We start from the raw sequence: 22,086 nt of genomic DNA on the forward strand, positions 1-22,086 counted from the left end.
TGTCGGGATCACCCCGATACATCCAGTATCGGGGCGACCCTCCGCCTTGCGATCGCACGCACCGGACGCCGCCGGACCCGCCCTCCGGGCGGACGACGCCCCTTTCGACACACGACCTAGCAGCCCTGAGCGGCCGTGGCCGCCCGGCCCCACGGCCCGGGGGCGCGCGCCGTACGCTGGTCGCATGAAGAGCCCCTTGCTGTCCCTGCCCGGCGCCGTTCCCGCCGAAGGCCGCGACGAAGGTGTCGCCGCGCACTACGGCGACCTTTTCCGTGAGCAACGCGCCCTCGCCGCCGGAGACGGGTTCGTCGACCTGTCGCACCGGGGCGTCGTCACCGTCACCGGCGACGACCGGCTGAGCTGGCTCCACCTGCTGCTCACCCAGCACGTCACCGACCTCGCGCCGAACCGGGCCACCGAGGCGCTGATCCTCTCCGCCAACGGCCACATCGAGCACGCCCTCTACCTCGTGGACGACGGCTCCACGGTGTGGATGCACGTCGAGCCGGGGACCCGCGCGGAGCTGGTGGCGTACCTGGAGTCGATGAAGTTCTTCTACCGGGTGGAGGTCGCCGACCGCACCGAGGAGTTCGCCGTCGTGCACCTCCCGGCCGGTTCCATCACGGAGGTGCCCGAGGGCGTCGCCGTACGCGAGGAGCCGCACGGCCGCGACGTGTTCCTGCCGCGCGCCGACCTGGAGGCGTACACCGCCGGGGCGGGCCCGGCCGCGGGCATCCTGGCGTACGAGGCGCTGCGCGTGGAGGCGCACCGCCCGCGCCTGGGCTTCGAGACCGACCACCGGACCATCCCGCACGAGCTGGGCTGGATCGGCACGGCGGTCCACCTCCAGAAGGGCTGCTACCGGGGCCAGGAGACCGTTGCGCGCGTCCACAACCTGGGGAAGCCGCCGCGCAGGCTCGTCTTCCTCCACCTGGACGGCAGCGAGGTGCACCTGCCCGGACACGGCACACCGGTCCGGCTCGCCTCGGACGGTGCGGAGGGCCGCCAGCTCGGCTTCATCACCACCTCGGCCCGGCACCACGAGCTCGGCCCGATCGCCCTCGCGCTGGTCAAGCGGAACGTCGCGGTCGACGCGGAGCTGCTCGCCGGGGACACGGCCGCCGCGCAGGAGACGATCGTCGAGCCGTAGGCGGTGTCCGGCGGATCGCCGGTCAGACCTCGATGAGGACGGTGAACGGGCCGTGGTTGGTGAGCGTGACGCGCATGTCCGCCCCGAAGCGGCCCGTCTCCACCCGCGCCCCGAGCGCCCGCAGCTGTGCCACGACCTCGTCGACCAGCGGCTCGGCGACCTCACCGGGCGCGGCGGCGTTCCAGGTGGGGCGGCGGCCCTTGCGGGCGTCCCCGTAGAGGGTGAACTGCGAAATGACCAGAAGCGGTGCGTTCACGTCGGAACAGGACTTCTCGCCCTCCAGGATGCGCACCGACCAGAGCTTCCGGGCGAGCTGCGCGGCCTTCTCCGGGGTGTCCCCGTGAGTGACTCCGACCAGCACGCACAGGCCCTCGCCCATGATCTCGCCGACGACCCCGGTCTCCGGAGCGGCCTCGGTGCCCTCGGACACGGAGACGCTGGCGCCATCCACTCTCTGTACCACTGCACGCATACAGACCAACCTATCTTGGGCTGAACGGGTACAGAACCCCTGCGTCGGCCCCGGGCGGGGTGGCACGATGCACGATGTCGGTGTGCCGACGCACCGGTCGAGGGGACGGAACATCATGAGTACCTATGGAACGGGACAATCTCCCGGTGCCGTACCGACGACGCCCACCACCATGAGGCCGCCCGTGCAGCGGAGCGTACCGGGACCGGAGGGCGGGCCCGGGGCAGGGGCCGCGGTCGCTCCGGTGCGGATGCCGTCCGCCGCCCCGGCCGGTGCCGCTGTCTCGGCCGGTTCCGCCGCTTCCGTGCCCGAGCAGGGCGCGGCGCACCCGGGCCTCGAAGGGCTGGGGGCGATCCGCCCGCAGGCCGGGTTCCGCGGGCTCCGGCTCCCCGCACTGCGGACGCTGCGCCGGGACGCCCAGCGCGACGAGGCCGACCTCAGCTACGTACGCCGGCTGGTCCAGGGGCGCATCGACATCCTGCGGGCGGAGCTGGCGCGCCGGCAGGACCCGGAGTCCCCGGTGGTGGACCGGCTCCCGGAGATCCTCGCGGACACCCCGTCGCGGCACCGCACCTCCGCCCGGCACGTCACGCTCCGCACCCCGCGCGGCGACGAGTACGCCAGGCTGGCGGCGGAGACGCTCGCCGAGGTGGAGCTCTCCGACCTCGAAGCCCGTACGGACGAGGAGCTGCACACCGCGATGGGCAGGCTCGTCGGGTACGAGAAGCAGGTCTCGCGCCGCCGCCACCAGCTCCAGCGGACGGCGGACGAATGCGGGGCGGAGATCGCCCGCAGGTACCGTGACGGAGAAGCACAAGTAGACGATCTGCTCGCCTGAGGTGATCCTTCCGGGAGCGGGTCCAGCCCCCGGAAGGCCCTCATGACCAGCAACGACGCCCTCGCCTCCTCCTCCGGCCCCGGTACGCCGGACGTCCGTCCGGTGCTCGCGGAGGTCGTGCGGTCCGGGTTCCTGGAGGGCCGACACCGGGGCTCGCTGGTGCTGCTGGCGGCGGACGGCAGCGTGGAGTACGCGCTCGGCGATCCGTCGGCACCCGTCTTCCCCCGCTCGTCGAACAAGCCGATGCAGGCCGCCGCCATCCTGCGGGCCGGTCTCGACCTCTCGGGCGAGCGGCTGGCGCTCGCCGCCGCGAGCCACTCCGGGGAGGACTTCCACCTCGCGCTCGTCGCGACGATGCTGGCCGAGCACGGGCTGAGCCCCGCCGACCTGCAGACCCCGCCCGACCTGCCGCTGGACCCGGTCGAGGCGGAGGCGTACCTCGCCTCCGGGCGGGTCCGGGAGCCGATCACCATGAACTGCTCGGGCAAGCACGCGGCGATGCTCGCGGTCTGCGCGCTCAACGGCTGGGACACCGCGAGCTACCTCGACCCGGCGCACCCGCTCCAGCGGCTGGTGCACCAGGTGATCGAGGAGGCGGCGGGCGAACCGGTCGCCTCGGTCGGTACGGACGGCTGCGGTGCGCCGCTGATGGCGATCGGGCTGACCGGGCTGGCGCGGGCGTTCCGCTCCTTCGTCCTGGCGGAGCCCGGTACGGCGGAGCGGCGGGTCGCGGACGCGATGCGCGCCCACCCGGAGTACGTGGCGGGCACCCGGCGGCCGGACACCTGGCTGATGCGCGAACTGCCGGGAACCCTCTCCAAGATGGGCGCCGAGGCCGTGCAGGCGCTGGCGCTGCCGGACGGCCGCGCGCTGGCCTTCAAGATCGAGGACGGCTCCACCCGGGCGCTCGGCCCGGTGCTGGCCCGCGCCCTGGAACTCCTCGGCGTGGACGCCCCGGTCGTCGCCCGGGTCGGCCGGGCGCCGCTGATGGGCGGGGCGGCCGAGGTCGGCGAGGTGCGGGCGGCGTTCTGACGCCCCTGCGCGCCGGGGTCCCGTGGGCCGGGCTGCGGAAACGATCCGCCTGCCCGGTCTCCGGGGCGGCCGGGCAGACGTCGCGAGCGGCCGGGCGGGCGTTGTGAGCGGCCGGGCGGGCGTCGTGAGTGGCCCCGGTCCGGCGTCGTGAGCGGAGCGGCGTGTGTCAGCCGCGGTCGATGGACTGCTCGATGAGGGCCACGGTGGCCCGGGGGTTCTCCACCTCGATCACGAGGCGGTCGTAGGTCTCCGCGTCGGCGAGTTCTATGACGACCGCCTTCTCCGGGTTCTTCACGTCCCAGAAGAGGCGTTCGCCGTGGCGGAGGAACCGGCCCGCGGTGATGACCCCGGGGAGGTAGGTGCCGCCGACCCGGATGCCCTTCCCCTCGCGGGCGATGCCGGGGTCGTGGGTGGCGCCCCGGACGTGCTCCAGAGGGATCTCCAGACGGCTCTTGAGGCTCCAGAGCTTGTCGAAGCCCTGGATTTCGACGGTCATCAGGCCGCCTTCACGGTCGATGGAGATCAGGGCCATGTCAGTGCTCCTTTGAGGTGGCGGGCTGTGCGCCGGGGACGGCGGGCCGGGCGCGCAGACGCAGCCGGGCGCCGAGAACGGTGGAGGCGGTGTGCGGAGCGTTCTCGCCGTGGGAGGGGCGCAGGGCTTCCTCCAGCGCGGTGATGCCCTCCGCGACGAGGGCGGCGACTTCCGGGTCGTGCGGGGCGCGTTCGGCGGCGGCGAGGACCAGGAGCCCGGCCGCCGGGCCGTTGTCGAACGAGGCGATCGCCGTCGACAGCGCCCGCGCCGGGTCGGTGACGGTGGCGAGCGCGGCGGTGGCCGGGCGGATCTCGTGGTCGAGGTGGTTGCGCAGCACGGTCAGATGCAGGCTCCGCTTGGATCCGAAGACCTTGTAGAGGCTGCCCCGGTGAATGCCGGTGGCCGTGACCAGGTCGTCCACCGAGGTGCCCTCGAAGCCGTGGGCGGCGAAGAGGGCGGCGGCCGTACTGACCGCCAGGTCGGTGTCGAAAGCGCGAGGTCGTCCCATGGCCCGGAGCGTAGAAGTAAAAGAACGATCGGTCAAGAACGAGCGTTCCTTTACGGATGCGCCGTGGCCGGCCGTGGGAGAAAAGGGGGCGACACGGCCGGGTCGGCCGCTTAGCGTGAGCCCATGGGCCTGGACATACGTGTGATCACCGCGACCGAGTTTCCCGCCTGGCTGAAGGCCAACCGGCGGGGGTTCCTGCAGACCTCGACGGTCGGTCTCGAAGAGGAGGCGGCGGCGAGGCTGGCGCAGTTCGACCTCTCCCGGGTGCAGGGCGCGTTCGACGGTGAGCGGTGCGTGGCGACCTTCCGGTCGTTCGCCCAGGAGCTGACGGTGCCCGGCGGCGCCCGGGTCGCGGTGGACGCGGTCAGCGCGGTGACGGTCGCGCCGACGCACCGCAGGCGGGGGCTGCTGAGCCGGATGATGGTGACGGACCTCGCGGCGGCGAAGGAGCGCGGCGACCTGGCCGCCACCCTGATCGCGGCCGAGTACCCGATCTACGGGCGCTTCGGCTTCGGCCCCGCCGCCTCGCTCACCGAGTGGGAGGTGGACGTCACCCGTTCGGGCCTGGACCCCCGCGGCCCGGGCGCCGCCGCGCTGGACGGCGGCCGGATCGAGCTGGTGGAGGGTGAAGAGGTACGGAAGCTGGGCCCGGAGATCCACGCCCTGCTGGCCGCCCGGCAGCACGGCGCCGTCGACCGCCCGGCCGCCTGGTGGGACCGGCACACCGGGGTCGGCCTGCCGGACCCGGGCAAGTGGACCGAGCCCTTCCACGCCCTGTACCGCTCCGCCTCCGGCGAGCCCCAGGGGCTGGCCACGTACCGCACCGCGGACGACTGGGGCGACCGCAAGCAGCCCCGGAACACCGCGACGGTGAGCGAGCTGATCGCGGCGGGCCCGGTCGCCGAGCGCGCCCTGTGGGAGTTCGTCTGCTCGGTCGACTGGATCACCACGGTCCGCACCGGCTACCGCGCCCCCGACGACCTGCTCCCGCTGCTGCTGCCCGACCCCCGGGCGGCCCGGGTGGTCACGCACGCCGACTGGCTCTGGCTGCGGGTGCTCGACACCGCGCGCCTGCTCGCGTCCCGTACGTACGGGCGGGAGGCCTCGCTCGTCCTCGACGTCCGCGACCCCGCCGGGCTCGCCGGCGGGGTCTTCCGCCTGGACGCCTCGCCGCAGGGCGCGGAGTGCGTACCGGACACCCGGAGTGCCGATCTGACCCTGGACGTACGGGACTTGGCGTCCGTGTTCCTCGGCGACGAGTCGGTGGAGCGGCTGCTGGCCCTGGGCCGGATCGAGGAGAACCGGCCGGGCGCGGCGACGCTGGCCGACGGTGCCTTCCGTACGGCCCGCCGGCCGTGGTGCCCGGACATGTTCTGAACCGGGCGCCGGGTCAGCTCTGGGCGGTGCGCAGCCGGACGAAGGCGGAGTTGAGCCCCTGCTTCAGCAGGCGCGCGAGCGGGCGTTCCACGAAGCGGTGGATGACGTAAGCCAGGACGAGGAAGCCCGCGAGGACGGCGAGGAGCAGCAGCCGGGGGTCCATGGTGTCCCGCAGCCGGTTGATCAGCGTGGTGCCGATCGCGTAGTGCGTCAGGTAGAGCGGGTACGTCATCGTCCCGGCGGTGACCAGCCACTTCCAGCGGACGCGGTCGGTCAGGCCGAGGGAGACGCCCACCATGAGCAGGACGAACGCGGTGAAGATGACCACGCTGCCGCGCCAGCTGGAGACGTGCTCGACCATGTCGATGCGGTGCCCCAGCTCCAGCTGGCCCATCATCCACGCCATGCCGAGGATGCCCCAGAGCAGCAGGTCCTGGCCGAACCGGTGCATCAGGTAGAGCGCGAGCCCGGCGATGAAGTACCAGGCGCCCTCGGGCTGTGCGACGAGGACGAGCAGCGGGAAGTGGGAGACCGGCGCCAGCATGGCGACGGCACCCCACACGCAGCAGAACACCACGACCTTGCGGTACGTCAGCCCGGAGGCGACGACGATCAGGAAGAGCAGGTAGAACCGGAGCTCCGACCAGAGGGTCCAGTAGACGCCGTCGACGTTCGGGACCCCCGAACCGGACTGCAGCATCGTGAAGTTGATCAGCACCTCGCGCAGCTTCAGCCGGTCCCAGACCCCCGGCACCGCGGCCAGGAACCCGGTGGTGAGGACGATGCCGATCCAGTACGCCGGGTAGAGCCGGATCACCCGCGAGACGAAGAAGTCCTTGGGGGTCCTGCCCCAGCAGGACATGCAGATGACGAACCCGCTGATCACGAAGAAGATCTCGACGCCGATCCAGCCGTACGAGGCGAACCGGAACACCGTCGGCATCAGCTCGGACGCCGGGCGGCCCCAGATGAGGTTCCCCGGCCGGTCCGCCCTGGCCGTACCGGCGTAGTGGTGGACGGCCACCATCAGCGCGGCGGCCAGCCGGATGCCGTCGATGGCGTAGAGGCGGCGCCCGGTCCGGGCGGGGGTGGCCGCGTGCTTGGCGCCCGCCGCCCCGGCGGCCTGCTGGGGGAGCCCGGTACCCGTGGCCGACACCGCCTCGATCCCGGCGAGCGGGGGGAGGGGTTCCTGCAACCCGCCCGTGACCCGCTGCCGTAGGGGTATCGACAAACCGCCGTCCGCGCCGCGCATGCGTATCTGACCATCCTCATCAGGGAACTCCGGGGCGGAGCGGCCACCGGTCGGGCCAGGCTACGACCGGCTCATCGAACAGATGGGAACAAATTCGCTGGGGGTGACATGTTTCCCTCGCCGCCCGCCCGGCCGTTCCGCAGTGTTGGCCGGATGTTCACGTGGCGTCGGCGGCGGGGGTGGTGGCCGAGTCCTCGACCGTGGTCGTCACCCGGCCGGGAAGCAGGAAGAGGGTGGCGACGAAGGCGGCGGCGAGCAGGCCCGCGCCGACCGTGAAGGCGAGCCGGTATCCGTCCGTCAGCGCGTGGGCCGTGCCCTGTCCGGCGGCGAGCAGTCCTTCGGTGCGTCCCGCCGCCAGGGTGCTGAGGACGGCCACGCCGATGGCCATGCCGACCTGCTGGGTGGTGTTGAAGAGCCCGGAGGCGAGCCCCGCGTCCTCCTCGGCGGCCCCGGACATCCCCAGGGTGGTGAGGGCCGGGAGCGCCAGGCCGAAACCGCTCGCCAGCAGCATCACCGGCAGCAGGTCCGTGGCGTAGTCGGCGTGGTCGGGCAGGCGGCTGAGCAGCGCCATCAGGACGGTCAGCAGGGCGATCCCGGCGAGCAGCACCGCACGCTCGCCGAACCGGGCGTTGAGCCGCGTCGAGACCAGCAGCGACACCCCTCCGATGACCAGGGCGGCCGGCAGCAGCGCGAGGCCGGTCCCCAGCGCCTCGTAGCCGAGCACCTTCTGGAGGTAGAGGGCGATGAGGATCTGGAAGGTGAACATCGCGCCCATGATGAGGACTTGCACCACGTTGCCGCCGACCGTGGTGCGCGAGCGCAGCAGGCGGGGCGGGATCAGCGGGGTGCGCGAGGTGGCCTGGCGTACGACGAAGCCGGCGAGCAGCGCGAGCGCGAGGGCGCCCAGGCCCAGGGTGTGCCCGGACAGCCAGCCGTACCGCTCGGCCTGGACGACGGAGTAGATGCCCACCACCAGGGCGGCGGTGACGAGCAGGGCGCCGGTCACGTCCGCGCCGGAGGCGAGCCCGGGGCCCCGGTCGCCGGGCAGGACCCGGACGGCGAGGACGAGGGAGGCGAGGCCGATCGGCAGGTTGATGAAGAAGATCCAGTGCCAGTCGAGCGCGTCGGTGAGCACCCCGCCGAGCACCTGGCCGAGCGAGGCGCCGACCGCCGAGGTGAACGAGAACACCGCGATGGCGCGGGCCCGTTCGCGCGGCTCGGCGAAGAGGGTGACCAGGATGCCGAGCCCGACCGCCGAGGCCATCGCGCTGCCGACCCCCTGGAGGGCCCGCGCGGCGATGAGTACCCCGGGCGAGACCGCCACGCCCGCGAGGAGGGACGCGGCGGTGAAGACGGCGGTGCCGGTGACGAACATCCGCTTCCGCCCGATGAGGTCCCCGAGCCGTCCGGCGAGCAGCAGCAGGCTGCCGAACGCGATCAGGTAGGCGTTGACGACCCAGCTGAGGCCTGCGGGGGTGAAGCCCAGGTCGCGCTGGATCACGGGCATCGCCACGGTGACGATCGAGCCGTCGAGAATGATCATCAGCAGGCCGGAGGCGATCACGCCGAGCGCGAGCCACTTCTGCCGGGGGGAGAAGGGCGGCGGGGAGGGGGGCGCGGTCGCGGAGGTGCTCGTGGAGGCGGGTGCGGGGGTGCTCGAAGAGGCGTTTGCGGGGCGGGCTGCGGTGGGCATGGGCGTGCTCCTGCGGTGGGCAGTGGCCGGCTCGGCATGTGCGGAGGGTCGGACGCACCGCGGTGGCTGCCCCGACTGGACTGACCGTAGCAGAAGGTTTTGTTGCGGACTATCTATATCGGGAGCTCCCGTGGACGCCTCCGTGCGCCGGGAGCGAGGGGAACGTCCGCTTCTGAACCATCCGTCACGGATCGAATTGCTAGCCTGGAGAGCATGACCTCCTCGCTGCCCGCCCCCACCGGCCCGGCCGGCTTCGACCTCTCGTACCTCCTCAACCACACCAGCCACGTCCTGCGCACCCGGATGGCGGCGGCCCTCGACGAGGTGGGTCTCACCCCCCGGATGCACTGCGTCCTGGAGCACGCCCTGGAGGAGGAGCGGACCCAGGCGCAGCTCGCGGAGATCGGCGACATGGACAAGACCACGATGGTGGTGACCGTCGACGCCCTGGAGAGCGCCGGACTCGCGGAGCGGCGGCCCTCGCTTCATGACCGGCGGGCGCGGATCATCTCCGTGACGGAGAAGGGTGCCGAGCTCGCCGCCCGGAGCCGGCGGATCGTCGACCGGGTGCACGCCGAGGCGCTGGGCGACCTGGCCGAAAACGATCGGGCGCTCTTCGTGCGGGCCCTGGAACAGCTGGCCCAGGGCCACCTGGCCGAACCGGTCGAGAGCCCCCGCCCCGCACGGCGCGCCCGCCAGGCGGCTTAGGGCCTTTCGCGGCCTTTGCGTGTTTGGGCGGTTATCGTGCGGGCGTGAACGGTCCGGAGCCCCGCCCCCTGCTCTTCCTCGACGTCGACGGCCCTCTCATCCCCTTCGGGGCGACGGCGCGCGAGCTCCCCGGCGGGTACCCGGTGTACCGCTCCGGCTCCGGACGGCCGGAGGACCTCGACAACCCGCTGCTGGCCCGGATCAACCCCGCGCACGGGCCCCGACTCCTCGCGCTGGGCTGCGAGTTGGTGTGGGCGACGACCTGGATGGACGACGCGAACCTCGTCCTGTCGCCCTGGCTCGGGCTGCCCCGGCTGCCCGTCGTGGACTGGCCGGAGGACGTGGACGGCGCGGACGAGCGGGGCGGCCTCCACTGGAAGACCCGCACGCTCGTGGAGCTGGCGGCCGGGCGCCCCTTCATCTGGGTGGACGACGAGATCACCGGCATCGACCTGCGCTGGGTGGCGGACCACTGCCGGGGCTGCCGGCTCCTCCACCGCGTCGATCCCCGATTCGGTCTGACGGACGCGGACTTCACGGCGCTGGCGGAGTGGGTACGGGCGCTCGGCGACGCCACCCGCGACTGAGCCCGTGCTGCCGGAAATGGCTTCCCGCCTGTGGAAACAGCGAAGGCAGGAAGATGAGGATCTCCCTGCCACTCTCAAGATATAGCGCACCGGGGGGCTTGCGGCAAGGCCCCCGGTGTCCCGCACAATCACCACTTCCACCGCTCCCGGACGGGCTCTCCGCGTGCCCGCAGGCATGCGTGCCCGCACGCCCGGACGCCGGTGGCCCGGCCGGGAGACCGGCATCGCGCTTTCTCGCTCACTGGGGTGTTCATGACGGACGTGATCGTGGTCGGCGGCGGACCGACCGGCCTGATGCTGGCCGCCGAGTTGCGGCTGCACGGTGTCGGGGTGGTGGTGCTGGAGAAGGAGACGGAACCGACCACGCAGTCCCGCGCGCAGGGCCTGCACGCACGCAGCGTCGAGGTGATGGACCAGCGCGGACTGCTGGAGCGGTTCCTCCGGCTCGGCAAGCAGGTCAGGTCCGGCGGGTTCTTCGCCGGGCTCGGCAAGGTCTGGCCCGAGCACCTGGACACCGCACATTCGTACGTACTCGCCATTCCGCAGGCCACCACGGAACGCCTGCTGGCCGAGCACGCCGCCGAGCTGGGCGCCGTGATCCGGCGCGGCCACGAGCTGGTCGGGCTGAGCCAGGACGACCAGGGGGTGACCGCCGAACTCGCCGACGGCACCCGGCTGCGCTCGCGTTGGCTCGTCGGCTGCGACGGTGGCCGCAGCGCCGTCCGCAAGCTCCTCGGGGTCGGCTTCCCCGGCGAGCCCGCCCGGGTCGAAACCCTGCTGGGTGAGCTGGAGTTGACGTCCTCCGTGGAGGAGGTGGGCCGAGTTGTCGCCGAAGTCCGCAAGACCCAGCTCCGGTTCGGACTGATGCCGCTGGGCGACGGGGCGTTCCGCGTCATCGTGCCCGCCGAGGGCGTGGCCGAGGACCGGGCGTCCGGGCCCACCCTGGAGGAGTTCAAGGAGCGGCTCCGGCACTACGCGGGCACCGATTTCGGTGCGCACTCGGCGCGTTGGCTCTCCCGCTTCGGCGACGCGACCCGCCTGGCCGAGCGGTACCGGACCGGCCGGGTGCTGCTGGCCGGCGACGCGGCGCACATCCACCCGCCGACAGGCGGGCAGGGGCTCAACCTCGGCGTCCAGGACGCGTTCAACCTCGGGTGGAAACTCGCCGCCGAGGTCAACGGCTGGGCCCCGGAGGGGCTGTTGGACACCTACCACTCCGAGCGGCACCCGGTGGCCGCCGAGGTGCTCGACAACACCCGCGCGCAGATGGTCCTGTTGTCCACCGACCCCGGACCCGTGGCGGTGCGCAAGCTGCTCTCGGAGCTGATGGACTTCGAAGAGGTCAACCACCGCCTGATCGAGAAGATCACCGCGATCGGAGTCCGCTACGACGTCGGCGAAGGCCACGCCCTTCTCGGCAAGCGGCTCCGTGACGTGGGCCTGAAGCAGGGCCGCCTGTACGGCCTGATGCACGCCGGGCGCGGTCTGCTGCTCGACCGGACCGGCCGGCTCTCCGCCGACGGCTGGGCGGACCGCGTCGACCACGTCGTCGACGGCAGCGACGAACTCGACGTTCCCGCCGTACTGGTGCGCCCGGACGGCCACGTGGTCTGGGTCGGCGACGATCAGCGGGAACTGGACGAGCGGCTGGACCGGTGGTTCGGGACGGCCGCTGCCACCGGGTGAGGGCGGTGGCGCGGTGTCGTGCGGTCGCCGTGGCTTCGCGGCCCGGAGACGGTCGGCCGGCCCCGTGTGCGGACGGGCTCCGACGGGAGGGCGGGGTCCTGGCCGGCGTTGCGCGAGCCTCAGCCGGTGATCTCCGGGTTGGCGGCCATGACGGCCTCGGCGGTGCGCCAGAGGCGGGGCAGGTACCGGACGGTCCCGGCGGCCCGCCGGACGAGGTCGTCGCCGGATTCGATGCCGAGCAGGTCGGCGACAGCCGCCCGGAACGCCGGGAGGCGGGCGTCGGCCAGGTGGGGCGCGTCGGCGGCCAGGACGGTGTGGCAGCGGGCGAAGGTCGCGACGATCCAGAACACCGCCTCGCGGTGGTCGCCCGCGTCGACGAGGGCCTGGCTCCCGTCGATGGCGATCGGCCGGGCCCCGGGCGTGAGGTCGCTGCTGAAGAAGTACGGGGTCCTGGCCACCCGCGCGGTGGCGTCGAAGGTCCGGGCGAGCGCGTCCAGATGGTGCTGGACGCGCTCGGCGGGCAGGTCGGCGCAGCCGAGGAGCCCGAGGAGTTCGGGGTAGACGCCGAGGTGCCCGTAGTCGGCGAGAACCGCGCGCGCGGCCGGGTAGCGCAGCCGGATGGTGGGGTTGCGCAGCGCGGCGACGAGCAGCACGTGGCAGGTCACGCCGGTGGGGAACAGCCACCCCAGCACCTGCTCGTGGAACGGCGCCGATACGTCGATCGCGGCGAGCCGGGTCTCCACCCGGCGGCGGGCGTCCTCGCACCGGCGGCGTACCCAGGGCGCGGTGGCGTAGAGCGGCGCGACCTCCGCGCGGAGCGTGCGCAGCCGGCCGGTGGGGTCGTCGATGAGAGTGTCGGTGCGGAAGCAGCCGGCCAGGTGGTAGGAGCCGAGCACCGCTTCGGCGGAGTCCAGTTCGGCCCAGGAGACGTAACTGATCTCCAACAGGGCTCCCCGGTGGCGGAGTTTGCCGGCGGGGACGGAATGGCTGTCGGCGGTGGTGGCGATGTGGACGTCGACGTCGGAGGTGCCCGGCAGCTCGGTCCCGTCCGCCATTCCCACGGTGGAGCCGCTGAAGTAGGCGCCCCGGTAGCCCGGTTGAGTTACGGCGTGCCGGTTGACCCAGTCGATCGCGGCGGAACGCGCCTGCCCGGCCTTCATGGGGCGACTCCCTGTCGGATGGTGTCCCGGCCTTGCGCCTCGGGACCGCGGTCCCCGTACCGTACGCGCACCGGCGCGGCCCGGTCCGGCGAGGCGTGGCCCGGCGCGGCCCGGCCCGGCTGCCGGCCGACTTCTACCGGCCGAGTTCCCCGACATCGGCGACCACGCAACTGACGTTGTCGGGACCGCCGGAGGCGTTGGCGAGAGCGACGAGTTCGCTGACCGCCTGCTCGGGCTCGCGGGTCCCGGAGAGCACCCGGTGGATCGCCTCGGCCGAGGCCACGGCCGAGAGGCCGTCGGAGCAGAGCAGGTACCTGTCTCCTCGCCGGGTGTCGTGCAGCCGCGTGTCGGGCGCGTTGTTCCCCTGGCCCAACGCGCGCAACAGCACAGTTTGTTGCGGATCCAGGGGGAGGGCCATCCGTCCTCGCTCCCGCTCCCGCTCCCGCGCCGTCGGCCCGTCACCGTCAGCTCGTACGTACCGCCATCAGCAGCCCGCTCGACCACGCCAGGCGGACGCACCGGAAGTCCTCGCGCGCCTCCAGCTCGGCCACCAGACGGTGGACGGCGGCGGTGTGCTCGCCGGGCCAGTCCCGCCGGGGGAGGAGGTCGTCGATGAGGTAGATCCCGCCGGGCGCCACGAGGTCCAGGGCCCGTTCGAGGTGGGTGAACTTGCCCGGCCAGGTGTCCGCGAAGACGAGGTCGAAGGGCGCGCCCCCGTACCCGTCCAGCCAGGTGCCGCCGTCCCCGGTCACGAAGGTCACCCGCGGGTCGGCGCCCAGCAGTTCGTGGCCGACGGCCTGGAGGGCGGGGTCGAGCTCGACGGTGATCAGGGAGGCGGCGCGGTCCATGCCGCTGAGGAGCCAGGCGGTGCCTTCGCCGATTCCGGTGCCGAGTTCGAGGATGCTGCCGCCCGGACGCGCGGCGGCGAGGGCGGCCAGGAGGCTTCCGGTGCGGTCCTCGCTGGACATGGTGAAACCGGCGTCGCGTGCCTTGGCGCGCAACGCGGGCAGTGCGGGCGGGAGTCGGGTCGGCTCGTCATCCATCCGGAGATGATGCGAGGGGCACGTACGGCCGGGCAAGGCTCTTTCGGCGGGGCGGACGGTTCCGGCCGGCGTGTGCCGCCCCGCGGGCATCCGTGCGCACCGGAGTCCCGGGGTTCGGGCCGCGCGGGGCCGTGCGGCGGTAGCGTCGTCGTCATGACGGCTGAGGGCGGGACGGCTGCCGGGGGCGAGGCGTTGGCCGGCGGCATGATGAACGCGGGATCGGTCATTCGCCGTGGCGCGCTGGTGGAACGCCCCGCGCCGCGCAACGCGCGTGCCCTGCACGCCTACCTCCTCGCGCTCAAGGAGCACGGCTTTGACGCGGCGCCGACCCCGGTCGGTCTCACCGGGGACGGCCGGGAACAGCTGACCTTCGTCCCCGGGGACGTGCCTCTGCCGCCGTTCGCGGAGTGGGCCATGACGGGGACCGCCCTGGCGTCGGTGGGAAGTCTGCTGCGGCGCCTGCACGAGGCCGGCGCGGGCGTCGAGCCCGACACCCGTGCCGAGTGGCGGCGGGACCTGGCCGACCCCGAGGGAGGAACGACGCTGTGCCACAACGACGTGTGCCCCGAGAACGTCGTCTTCCGTGACGGCCGTGCCGCCGCTCTGATCGATTTCGACCTGGCAGCCCCGGGCCGTCCCCTCTGGGACGTCGCCATGACCGCCCGCTACTGGGTGCCTCTCGTCGATCCCTCCTCCGCGGCCGCCCTGTATCCCCCCGGGCTGGAGGCGCCCGCGCGGCTGCGGATCCTTGCCGACGGTTACGGCCTTTCGCCGCAGGACCGCGTCGAGCTGCCCGGCGTCGTCGAGCAGGCCACCGAGGTCTGCCGGTCCTTCGTCGCCCGCCGCGTGGCCGACGGCGACCCGGCCTACCTCCGGGCGCTGGCCGAACGCGGCGGATGGGAACGCTGGGACCGGATGCGGACCTGGCTGGCGGAGCGCCGCGAGGTGTTCACGGCCGCCCTGCTGGACTGACCGGCCCGGCCCGGCTGTCCCGTCCCCGTGGACGTGGGCCATCGCGAGGCGGTGACCCTGGGTGGTCCGAGTCGAGCGGGACGGGAATGGGTCGCGCGCCCCCGTTGCGCTCGGATCGCCGTTGTCCATGGTGTTGCGATGTGGAAAGCCCCGAACCCGCCCTCACCGCTTCGGATCTGCACGTGGTGATGTGCTGTGTGATGTGCACCTTTACCTGTACGCCGTGCTGAGCTGCACTGTTGATGGGGAGTTGAACCCCCGCGTTGCTCTTCACGCGCCAGGAGTGGGCTGGAAAACCGCCGGCCCTCGGTGTGTGCACGCCTCCGAAGCTGCTACCTGCTCCACATCGTCCCCGCCTGCTGGACTACTCAGTCCAGCAGATCCGCCTCCCAGTTCGTACGCTGGATCCGCGTATCTACCTCGCGGATCTCCCGCGCGAGAACATCCGCCTGACCGCGCAGTTCCGCTACCGGAAGCGCGGAAAGCATCATCAGCTCGGACCGAAGCTGTCGGCCGTATCCCCGCTCGCCGCTACCTGCCGCCGCGTCCGCCGCCGCGGTGACCACGGAGTGACGCAACCGCAGGACATCCCGGCGTGCGAGGGCATCGGTGAGCGTGCCGTCCGAACCCATCTCCACGGTGGCATTGGTCCGGTTGATCCGCCGGATCAACGTTTCCAGAGCACTCAGCACCTCACCGGCCTCAGCCAGCAACTGGGCGGCATCCTCGGCGGGCGTCTCCCCCTCCTGGTACCGCGCACTGCTGACGACGCGCGCTCGCAACTGTTCTACACGGCGCGTCGCTTCCGCCCGTTCTGCCAGTGCCTCAGCAAGCTTCACTGTCTCCGCCTCCCCCTCCATGAGCTCGCACGAGTATACGAGTGCAAACCAGCTCATACGCGCTTGGATTTTGATCCACAGGGGCTCTGGCCAGCCACTGGAACGAGAGCGGACAGCCGCTCAGAGCGCTACGCAAAGAGAACCCGACAGTGCGAACGAGAATGAGTGGGAATCCGCCGGTTTCAGCGAGGCGAGACAACGGGCTGGCCGGTTTCGTCAGGACTCCGCCAAGTCGTTCGCCAGAAGCGCTGGGACTCGCCACATCTGCTGAGAACGGACAACCGCGCTCAGCCGCACTCGCCGTCACGCGACACGCACCACACTTTTGCAAGCAACCGCTTGCAATTGTTAGCACCGTCGTCGCATCATCGAACCATGGCATCACTCAACGTCGGCAACCTGGGCGAGTACCTCCGCGAGCAGCGGCGCAGCGCGCAGCTCTCGCTGCGGCAGCTCGCGGATGCCGCCGGGGTGTCCAATCCGTATCTCAGCCAGATCGAACGCGGCCTGCGCAAGCCCAGTGCGGAGGTGCTCCAGCAGGTCGCCAAGGCACTGCGGATCTCGGCCGAGACGCTGTACGTACGCGCCGGGATCCTGGACGAGCGGGAGCGGGGCGAGCTGGAGACGCGGGCGGTCATCGTGGCCGACCCGTCGATCAACGAGCGGCAGAAGAACGTGCTGCTGCAGATCTACGACTCGTTCCGCCGCGAGAACGGCTACGTCCCCGATCCGGACGCTACTGCTGATACCGATACGGCAGACGGCGGAGGACTCGGCGACGCAGGTACGTCCGACGGCTCCGCCGAGAGCGCCCGCGCACCACGTACGTCCGGCGGCAGCGATGCCGCAGACCCTCACAACGAACTCTGATCCGGGAGGACCACAGTCATGGCCATCACCGATGACCTGCGCAAGACCCTCACCGACCCCACCCCCCTCTACTTCGCCGCCGGTACGGCCGAGCTCGCCGTGGAGCAGGCGCGCAAGGTGCCGGGACTGATCGAGCAGCTGCGGGCCGAGGCGCCCGAGCGGTTCGAGGCGGTACGCAGCACCGACCCGAAGGCCGTGCAGGAGAAGGTCTCCACGCAGGCCCGCGAGGCGCAGGCCAGTGTCCAGGCGAAGGTCACCGAGGTGATCGGCTCGTTCGACACCGACCTGCGCAAGCTCGGCGAGACGGCGCAGGACCTCGCGCTGCGCGGCCTGGGCGTGGCCGCCGAGTACGCGGTGCGGGCCCGGGAGGCGTACGAGAAGGTCGCCGAGCGCGGCGAGCAGAGCGTGAAGGCGTGGCGCGGGGACGCGGCCGACGAGATCGTCGAGATCGCCGCCGTGGTGGAGGCGGACCCCAGGGCCGCCGAGCCCAAGGCCGCGCCCAAGCCCACCGGGCCGAAGCCGGCGGCGGCCAAGCCGGCCCCGGCCGCCGCGAAGCCGGCCGCTGCCAAGCCCGCCCCGGCCGCCAAGCCCGCTCCCGCCGCCAAGCCCGCCGAGGCGAAGGCCGCTCCGGCGAAGCAGCCGCCCGCGCCCCGCAAGGCCGCGGCGAAGAAGTCCACCCCGCCCGCGAAGTAGCGGAGCGGGCCCGTGCGGGCCGGGGCGGGCCGACGCGAACGTGCGGCCCGCCCCGGAGCCGGTCGCCCGTTGACCGGCAGCCGGTCGGCGGACCGGACGGCACGGGCGGTGCGGCCCGACGGCACGGGCGGTGCGGGCGTGTTCCGGCGTGGAGCGGGCATCGTGACCCCTGGCCCGTTCGCCGTTTCGGTACGGTTGCCACAGGGGCCGTAAGGGGCTCACCCACGACTAGGCGGTGCACACCATGTTGCTCAGCGGATTCGGCACGTTCATCCAGCTGCTGTACCTGCTCATGCTCGTTCTGGCCGTGCTGGCGCTGGTCTTCGCGTCCATCTCGCGCGAGGACGCCTACCGGGCGGCCGACAAGAAGACGAAGAAGTTCTGGGTGATCATCCTGGCCGTCGCGGTGGCCGTGAACCTCTTCGTCCCGATGCTGTTCCTGATCCTGGCCGGGACGGTCGCGTCCATCGTGTTCCTGGTGGACGTACGGCCCGCGCTCAAGGCGGTGACCGGAGGCGGGAACCGTCGCGGCGGGTCCAGCAGCGACGGCCCGTACGGCCCCTACAACGGCGGGCGCTGAGCCGGTACGACCGGTACGGCGGTCGCGACGGCCGACGGCACGGGGTGGGTTCGCACGGCGAGCCTGCCCCGTTTGCGTGTCCGGTCCCGCTCGCGGTCCCTGCTCCGGTCGCGGTCCTTGTCGCGGTCGCGGGAGAGGAGCAGGACGGCCACGTCGTCGGTGAGCTCGCCGCCGTTCAGCTCCCGCACCCGGGAGACGGCGGCGTCCAGCAGCTCCTCGCCGCGCAGGCCCCGGCCGAGCTGTTCGTCGACCATGGCGACCATGCCGTCCTGGCCGAGGCGCTGGTTGCCCTCGCCGATACGGCCCTCGATGAGCCCGTCCGTGTACATCATCAGGTGCCAGGCGCCGCCCAGCTCGACCTGGCGCCGGGGCCACCGGGCGCGCGGCAGCAGGCCGAGCGCCGGACCGCCGTCCTCGAAGGGCAGCAGACGGGCGGCGCGCCCCGCCCGGGAGATCAGCGGCGCCGGGTGCCCGGCGAGGCAGAGGCCGGCACGGCGGCCGTCCGGGGCGATGTCGACGGTGCAGAGCGTCGCGAAGATCTCCTCGCTCTGCCGCTCGTGCTCCAGGACCTGCTGGAGCGTGGAGAGCAGCTCGTCCCCGCAGAGCCCGGCCAGCGTGAGGGCCCGCCACGCTATGCGCAGCTCCACGCCGAGGGCCGCCTCGTCGGGGCCGTGGCCGCAGACGTCGCCGATCATCGCGTGGACGGTGCCGTCCGGCGTACGGACGGTGTCGTAGAAGTCGCCGCCCAGCAGCGCGCGGCTGCGGCCGGGGCGGTAGCGCGCGGCGAAGCCGAGGTTGGAGCCGTTCAGCAGCGGGGTGGGCAGCAGGCCGCGTTCCAGCCGGGCGTTCTCCTGGGCGCGCAGCCGGGACTCGGTCAGCTGGTGCTGGGTGATGTCCGCCCGCTTGCGCTGGACGGCGTACCGGATGGCGCGGCTCAGCAGCCGGGCGTCGAGCTCGTCGCGGAAGAGGTAGTCCTGGGCGCCGACACGTACCGCCTCCGCCGCCAGTTCCGCGTCGTCCTCGGCGGTGAGCGCGAGCACGGCGTGCTGGGGCGCGATCCGCAGGACGTGCAGGAGCGCGGCGAGCTCATCGGTGCGCCCGGAGCCGCCCCCGTCGTCCGCCGTGGCGCGTGCGCCGGAGCCGCCGGGCAGTGAGAGGTCGAGCAGGATGCAGTCGACGTCGTCGGTGAGGAGCCGCCCGGCCTCGGTGAGGTTGCGGGCGGTACGGACCCGGACCCGGGTACCCGCCGCCGCGGGGAGATCCGGGAGGGAGAAGGTGCCCGTGGGGTCGTCCTGGATCACCAACAGGGTGAGGTCGGCTCCAGCGGTGGTCTCCGCAGCGGGCACGGCACGCTGCGGAGGTACGGGTGCGGGCATCGGTTTCCGGGTTCCTTCCCTCCCCCCGAGGGCGCGGGCGGGACGACGGTCGACGACCTGCCAGATCGGGACCATAGCGTTCGGCGGGCCAGGAGCGGAATGGCGCCCGGGGACACGCCGGAGTCATATGCGCAGTCATAAGCCGCGTCCTGGCACGGATCCGGCGCGGTGCACCCCTCCGCCGTGGGCCCGGACGCCATGACAAACATCACGCGGGCGCGTACGCGTGTGGGGAGTGGGTCACACGCCCGCGCACGGGCCGGATCGCACGCCCGGCGCGCGGCGGTCGTACGCACTCCGGCGCTCGTCCACGGCTGCTGGACCGGCGCGCGCCCGTGCTGGTACCGCACCGGCGCGCGCTCCACAGCGTGTGGACAACCCGGTCCGCGGCGGCACGTCCCCCAGGCGCAGGCCCTACGCGTCCGGGCGCACCACGCCGAGGATCTCCATCGAGCCGGCCCCGGTCAGCGTGACGTTCCGGCCGGGGCGCGGGGCGTGCACCACCATGCCGTCGCCGACGTACATCCCGACGTGGGTGGCGTCGCTGTGGTAGATGATCAGGTCGCCCGGGCGCATGTCCCCGATCGCGATGTGCGTGAGCTGCTTCCACTGCTCCTGCGAGGTGCGGGGGATCGGCCGCTTCGCCGCCGCCCATGCCTGGGAGGTCAGGCCGGAGCAGTCGTACGAGCCGGGGCCCTCGGCCCCCCAGACGTACGGCTTGCCGATCTGGGCGAGCGCGAACTTCACGGCGGCCTTGCCGCCCGGGCTCGCCTCGCGGTTGATGTCCTTCAGGGCGCCGGAGCTGAGCCAGGAGGACTGGGCGGCGGCCTGCGCCTGCTTCTCCAGTTCGAGGAGGCGGGCGCGTTCCTTCTCCTCCAGCTGCGCTTCGAGCTTCTTCGCCTCGTCGATCCGGGCGTTGATCTCCTTCTTCGCCCGGGCCTGCTTGAGGCGGCCTGCCTCCAGCTTGTCCCAGTTGTCCTGCGCGTCGTCGGTGTACAGCTCCAGGTCCGCCTGGGCCCGCGTCAGTTCGGACAGCGCGGCGTCGGAGGCCTGCTGGCTCTGGCGTATCTGGTTGAGGCCGTACAGGAAGAGCCGGGGGTCGGTGCTGAGGGCGAGCTGCGTGCCCGGCGGCAGGCCGGCGTTGCGGTACTGCTCCCGGGCCTGGGCGCCGATCCGGTCCTTCAGCCGGGCGATCTTCGAGCGGCCCTCGTCGATGGCGCGGCCGAGGTCGCCCAGCTCGGCGGTCTGCTTCTTCACCTGCTCCTCGGCCAGGTTGTACGCGTCGGTCGCGGCCCCGGCCTTCTCGTAGAGCTGATCGATCTCCTCGCGCACCTCGGCGAGGGACTTCGTGGCGGGGACCTGCTGGACCGAGGGGGGCGGCTCGGGTGCGGCCCATGCCTGGGCCGGTGCGGAAAGCACGGCGAGTGCGCAGACCACGGTGATGGCGGCTGCGGCACAGTGACGTCGCTTCACGGACGTACTCCCCCTCCGGCACCTTGGAGCAAAGGCCCGATAGCGCTCATGTGACTTACTGTCAGTAACTTTTCGGCAACGTCGCGATCGTGCCATGCCGTCCCGAAAAGCAACAGGGGGACCGGGGGAAGGACGCGTCACACGTACGCAACACGGCGTGCCTTTCCTCCCCCTTTCCCTCTCGGTCCCGGGCCCGCCCCCTGCCGTACGCCCCGCGCACATCTCCGGAGCGCGCCGGACTGTTCGCCGGAGCGTCTGCCGGTGCGCGCGCCGGGCGGTACGCCCGCCGCTCTCAGCCCCGGTCCCGGCCGTGCCCGGTGCCGCAGCCCGGGCGCAGGGCCTCCCAGGCCACGGTGAGTTCGCCCTGGCGCCAGCGGCGTGCGTCGTCGCGGAGCGGCCAGTCGGCCGCGAGCGAGCGGGCGGCGGCGATCCAGCGCTGGCGTGCGCCGAGGGAGGCGTACGGGGCCGCGGTCGCCCAGGCCCGGTCGAAGTCGCGGAGGAAGGCGTGCACCGGCTCGCCGGGCACGTTCCGGTGGATCAGCGCCTTGGGGAGGCGTTCGGCCAGGTCGGAGGGGCGGTCCAGGGAACCGAGCCGCGCGGCGAAGGTCACCGTGCGCGGGCCCTCGGGCCCCAGCGCCACCCACACGTGCCGGCGCCCGATCTCGTCGCAGGTGCCCTCCACCAGCAGCCCGTCCGGGGCGAGCCGGGCGCGGAGCCGCTCCCAGACGGCGGCGACCTGGTCCTCGTCGTACTGGCGCAGCACGTTCGCCGCCCTGATCAGGGCGGGCGGCTCGGTCAGCGGCACCTCGAAGCCGCCGTGCCGGAAGGTGAGCCCCTCGCGCGCGTACGGCTGGGCCGCCGCGACCCGCTCCGGGTCGATCTCGACGCCGACCACACGGGTGTGCGGGGCGGCGGTACGCAGCCGGTCCAGGAGCTCGACGGCGGTCCAGGGGGCCGCCCCGTAGCCGAGGTCCACCGCGACGGGGGAGTCCGCGCGCCGGAGGGCGGGGCCGTGGGTGGCGGCGATCCAGCGGTCCATGCGGCGGAGCCGGTTCGGGTTGGTGGTCCCGCGGGTCACGGTGCCGATGGGGCGCTGGTGCATGCGGTCGAGCGTACGCGGCGGGGACCTGGGCGTGTCGTGGGCGTGTCGCGGGAGTGCCGTCCGCCGGGGGCCGCCACTTCGGTCCCGCGCCCCGGGCCGTACGGGGCGCACGTATACGAGAAGTGCGCGGGCGTGTGTGCGGA

22 protein-coding genes and 1 pseudogene are annotated in these 22,086 nt (G+C 72.8%); 11 read left to right on the forward strand and 12 right to left on the reverse strand.

Annotation, left to right across the window (positions count from 1 at the left end; genetic code table 11):
- The first annotated feature begins 184 nt into the window (after positions 1-184).
- Complete coding sequence (gene ygfZ, locus ACWCWD_RS35555) at positions 185-1,150, forward strand: CAF17-like 4Fe-4S cluster assembly/insertion protein YgfZ (protein WP_450779555.1); 966 nt, start codon at positions 185-187, stop codon at positions 1,148-1,150.
- A 22-nt stretch (positions 1,151-1,172) separates the two neighbouring features.
- Here the strand turns inward: ygfZ and dtd are convergent, their stop codons facing one another.
- Entirely contained in the window at positions 1,173-1,622 is a 450-nt protein-coding gene (dtd, locus tag ACWCWD_RS35560; protein WP_266706062.1) for a D-aminoacyl-tRNA deacylase, read from the reverse strand.
- Between the two features lie 115 nt (positions 1,623-1,737).
- On the opposite strand from dtd, the gene ACWCWD_RS35565 reads away from it, so the two are divergent.
- Entirely contained in the window at positions 1,738-2,460 is a 723-nt protein-coding gene (locus ACWCWD_RS35565; protein WP_450779557.1) for an RsiG family protein, read from the forward strand.
- A gap of 42 nt (positions 2,461-2,502) precedes the next feature.
- The gene (locus tag ACWCWD_RS35570) at positions 2,503-3,492 is read left to right on the forward strand and encodes an asparaginase (RefSeq protein ID WP_450779559.1); all 990 of its coding nucleotides are present in this window, start codon (positions 2,503-2,505) and stop codon (positions 3,490-3,492) included.
- A 166-nt stretch (positions 3,493-3,658) separates the two neighbouring features.
- Here ACWCWD_RS35570 and ACWCWD_RS35575 read toward each other — a convergent pair whose 3' ends face one another.
- The gene (locus ACWCWD_RS35575) at positions 3,659-4,024 is read right to left on the reverse strand and encodes a hypothetical protein (protein WP_450779561.1); all 366 of its coding nucleotides are present in this window, start codon (positions 4,022-4,024) and stop codon (positions 3,659-3,661) included.
- Position 4,025: 1 nt separating this feature from the next.
- The gene (locus tag ACWCWD_RS35580) at positions 4,026-4,532 is read right to left on the reverse strand and encodes a TetR/AcrR family transcriptional regulator (RefSeq protein ID WP_450779563.1); all 507 of its coding nucleotides are present in this window, start codon (positions 4,530-4,532) and stop codon (positions 4,026-4,028) included.
- A gap of 123 nt (positions 4,533-4,655) precedes the next feature.
- On the opposite strand from ACWCWD_RS35580, the gene ACWCWD_RS35585 reads away from it, so the two are divergent.
- The gene (locus ACWCWD_RS35585; RefSeq protein WP_450779565.1) at positions 4,656-5,909 is read left to right on the forward strand and encodes a GNAT family N-acetyltransferase; all 1,254 of its coding nucleotides are present in this window, start codon (positions 4,656-4,658) and stop codon (positions 5,907-5,909) included.
- A 13-nt stretch (positions 5,910-5,922) separates the two neighbouring features.
- Here ACWCWD_RS35585 and ACWCWD_RS35590 read toward each other — a convergent pair whose 3' ends face one another.
- Positions 5,923-7,104, reverse strand: coding sequence for an acyltransferase family protein (locus tag ACWCWD_RS35590; protein WP_450779567.1), 1,182 nt, complete (start codon positions 7,102-7,104; stop codon positions 5,923-5,925).
- A gap of 214 nt (positions 7,105-7,318) precedes the next feature.
- Positions 7,319-8,854, reverse strand: a complete 1,536-nt coding sequence (locus tag ACWCWD_RS35595; protein ID WP_450779569.1) for an MFS transporter — start codon at positions 8,852-8,854, stop codon at positions 7,319-7,321.
- 213 nt (positions 8,855-9,067) lie between these two features.
- On the opposite strand from ACWCWD_RS35595, the gene ACWCWD_RS35600 reads away from it, so the two are divergent.
- From ACWCWD_RS35600 to rox, 3 genes are all read left to right on the forward strand, one after another.
- Entirely contained in the window at positions 9,068-9,562 is a 495-nt protein-coding gene (locus ACWCWD_RS35600) for a MarR family winged helix-turn-helix transcriptional regulator (RefSeq protein WP_450779571.1), read from the forward strand.
- Positions 9,563-9,606: 44 nt separating this feature from the next.
- Positions 9,607-10,149 carry a hypothetical protein gene (locus ACWCWD_RS35605; protein WP_450779573.1) on the forward strand — a complete coding sequence of 181 codons (543 nt, stop codon included), beginning with the start codon at positions 9,607-9,609 and terminating at the stop codon, positions 10,147-10,149.
- Positions 10,150-10,401: 252 nt separating this feature from the next.
- Positions 10,402-11,835 carry a rifampin monooxygenase gene (gene rox, locus ACWCWD_RS35610; protein ID WP_450779575.1) on the forward strand — a complete coding sequence of 478 codons (1,434 nt, stop codon included), beginning with the start codon at positions 10,402-10,404 and terminating at the stop codon, positions 11,833-11,835.
- Positions 11,836-11,954: 119 nt separating this feature from the next.
- On the opposite strand, the gene ACWCWD_RS35615 is transcribed toward rox, so the two are convergent.
- From ACWCWD_RS35615 to ACWCWD_RS35625, 3 genes and pseudogenes are all read right to left on the reverse strand, one after another.
- The gene (locus tag ACWCWD_RS35615) at positions 11,955-12,995 is read right to left on the reverse strand and encodes a hypothetical protein (protein ID WP_450779576.1); all 1,041 of its coding nucleotides are present in this window, start codon (positions 12,993-12,995) and stop codon (positions 11,955-11,957) included.
- Between the two features lie 133 nt (positions 12,996-13,128).
- Positions 13,129-13,395, reverse strand: a pseudogene (locus tag ACWCWD_RS35620) (PP2C family protein-serine/threonine phosphatase); the annotation flags it as partial.
- A 64-nt stretch (positions 13,396-13,459) separates the two neighbouring features.
- On the reverse strand, positions 13,460-14,038 hold the full coding sequence (locus ACWCWD_RS35625) for an O-methyltransferase (RefSeq protein WP_450779578.1): 579 nt from the start codon (positions 14,036-14,038) through the stop codon (positions 13,460-13,462).
- 153 nt (positions 14,039-14,191) lie between these two features.
- Between ACWCWD_RS35625 and ACWCWD_RS35630 the strand changes: the two genes are divergently transcribed.
- Entirely contained in the window at positions 14,192-15,010 is an 819-nt protein-coding gene (locus tag ACWCWD_RS35630) for a phosphotransferase (protein WP_450779580.1), read from the forward strand.
- 368 nt (positions 15,011-15,378) lie between these two features.
- Here ACWCWD_RS35630 and ACWCWD_RS35635 read toward each other — a convergent pair whose 3' ends face one another.
- The gene (locus ACWCWD_RS35635; RefSeq protein WP_450779582.1) at positions 15,379-15,849 is read right to left on the reverse strand and encodes a DIP1984 family protein; all 471 of its coding nucleotides are present in this window, start codon (positions 15,847-15,849) and stop codon (positions 15,379-15,381) included.
- A gap of 375 nt (positions 15,850-16,224) precedes the next feature.
- Here ACWCWD_RS35635 and ACWCWD_RS35640 point away from each other — a divergent pair, with 375 nt between their 5' ends.
- The 3 genes from ACWCWD_RS35640 to ACWCWD_RS35650 all read left to right on the forward strand — a co-directional run bounded on the left by ACWCWD_RS35640 (position 16,225) and on the right by ACWCWD_RS35650 (position 17,992).
- Positions 16,225-16,719, forward strand: coding sequence for a helix-turn-helix domain-containing protein (locus tag ACWCWD_RS35640; protein ID WP_450779584.1), 495 nt, complete (start codon positions 16,225-16,227; stop codon positions 16,717-16,719).
- 18 nt (positions 16,720-16,737) lie between these two features.
- Positions 16,738-17,412 (forward strand): hypothetical protein, encoded by a 675-nt coding sequence (locus tag ACWCWD_RS35645; RefSeq protein WP_450779586.1) that lies wholly within the window; start codon positions 16,738-16,740, stop codon positions 17,410-17,412.
- 244 nt (positions 17,413-17,656) lie between these two features.
- On the forward strand, positions 17,657-17,992 hold the full coding sequence (locus ACWCWD_RS35650; RefSeq protein WP_450779588.1) for a DUF2516 family protein: 336 nt from the start codon (positions 17,657-17,659) through the stop codon (positions 17,990-17,992).
- Here ACWCWD_RS35650 and ACWCWD_RS35655 read toward each other — a convergent pair.
- The 3 genes from ACWCWD_RS35655 to ACWCWD_RS35665 form a co-directional block, all read right to left on the reverse strand.
- Positions 17,974-19,368 carry a PP2C family protein-serine/threonine phosphatase gene (locus ACWCWD_RS35655; RefSeq protein WP_450779590.1) on the reverse strand — a complete coding sequence of 465 codons (1,395 nt, stop codon included), beginning with the start codon at positions 19,366-19,368 and terminating at the stop codon, positions 17,974-17,976. The two genes, ACWCWD_RS35650 and ACWCWD_RS35655, sit on opposite strands and share 19 nt — an antisense overlap.
- A 414-nt stretch (positions 19,369-19,782) precedes the next feature.
- Positions 19,783-20,841, reverse strand: coding sequence for an NlpC/P60 family protein (locus tag ACWCWD_RS35660; RefSeq protein ID WP_450779592.1), 1,059 nt, complete (start codon positions 20,839-20,841; stop codon positions 19,783-19,785).
- Positions 20,842-21,133: 292 nt separating this feature from the next.
- On the reverse strand, positions 21,134-21,943 hold the full coding sequence (locus ACWCWD_RS35665) for a class I SAM-dependent methyltransferase (protein ID WP_450779593.1): 810 nt from the start codon (positions 21,941-21,943) through the stop codon (positions 21,134-21,136).
- Between the last annotated feature and the right edge of the window lie 143 nt (positions 21,944-22,086).

The organism is Streptomyces sp. NPDC001493 (assembly GCF_053597235.1).

Bases quoted from the DNA above. Each gene is read 5' to 3' on its own strand.
- ygfZ (WP_450779555.1), top strand. From the start codon at position 185: ATGAAGAGCCCCTTGCTGTCCCTGCCCGGCGCCGTTCCCGCCGAAGGC.
- dtd (WP_266706062.1), bottom strand. From the start codon at position 1,622: ATGCGTGCAGTGGTACAGAGAGTGGATGGCGCCAGCGTCTCCGTGTCC.
- ACWCWD_RS35565 (WP_450779557.1), top strand. From the start codon at position 1,738: ATGAGTACCTATGGAACGGGACAATCTCCCGGTGCCGTACCGACGACG.
- ACWCWD_RS35570 (WP_450779559.1), top strand. From the start codon at position 2,503: ATGACCAGCAACGACGCCCTCGCCTCCTCCTCCGGCCCCGGTACGCCG.
- ACWCWD_RS35575 (WP_450779561.1), bottom strand. From the start codon at position 4,024: ATGGCCCTGATCTCCATCGACCGTGAAGGCGGCCTGATGACCGTCGAA.
- ACWCWD_RS35580 (WP_450779563.1), bottom strand. From the start codon at position 4,532: ATGGGACGACCTCGCGCTTTCGACACCGACCTGGCGGTCAGTACGGCC.
- ACWCWD_RS35585 (WP_450779565.1), top strand. From the start codon at position 4,656: ATGGGCCTGGACATACGTGTGATCACCGCGACCGAGTTTCCCGCCTGG.
- ACWCWD_RS35595 (WP_450779569.1), bottom strand. From the start codon at position 8,854: ATGCCCACCGCAGCCCGCCCCGCAAACGCCTCTTCGAGCACCCCCGCA.
- ACWCWD_RS35600 (WP_450779571.1), top strand. From the start codon at position 9,068: ATGACCTCCTCGCTGCCCGCCCCCACCGGCCCGGCCGGCTTCGACCTC.
- rox (WP_450779575.1), top strand. From the start codon at position 10,402: ATGACGGACGTGATCGTGGTCGGCGGCGGACCGACCGGCCTGATGCTG.
- ACWCWD_RS35615 (WP_450779576.1), bottom strand. From the start codon at position 12,995: ATGAAGGCCGGGCAGGCGCGTTCCGCCGCGATCGACTGGGTCAACCGG.
- ACWCWD_RS35625 (WP_450779578.1), bottom strand. From the start codon at position 14,038: ATGGATGACGAGCCGACCCGACTCCCGCCCGCACTGCCCGCGTTGCGC.
- ACWCWD_RS35630 (WP_450779580.1), top strand. From the start codon at position 14,192: ATGACGGCTGAGGGCGGGACGGCTGCCGGGGGCGAGGCGTTGGCCGGC.
- ACWCWD_RS35640 (WP_450779584.1), top strand. From the start codon at position 16,225: ATGGCATCACTCAACGTCGGCAACCTGGGCGAGTACCTCCGCGAGCAG.
- ACWCWD_RS35645 (WP_450779586.1), top strand. From the start codon at position 16,738: ATGGCCATCACCGATGACCTGCGCAAGACCCTCACCGACCCCACCCCC.
- ACWCWD_RS35650 (WP_450779588.1), top strand. From the start codon at position 17,657: ATGTTGCTCAGCGGATTCGGCACGTTCATCCAGCTGCTGTACCTGCTC.
- ACWCWD_RS35655 (WP_450779590.1), bottom strand. From the start codon at position 19,368: ATGCCCGCACCCGTACCTCCGCAGCGTGCCGTGCCCGCTGCGGAGACC.
- ACWCWD_RS35665 (WP_450779593.1), bottom strand. From the start codon at position 21,943: ATGCACCAGCGCCCCATCGGCACCGTGACCCGCGGGACCACCAACCCG.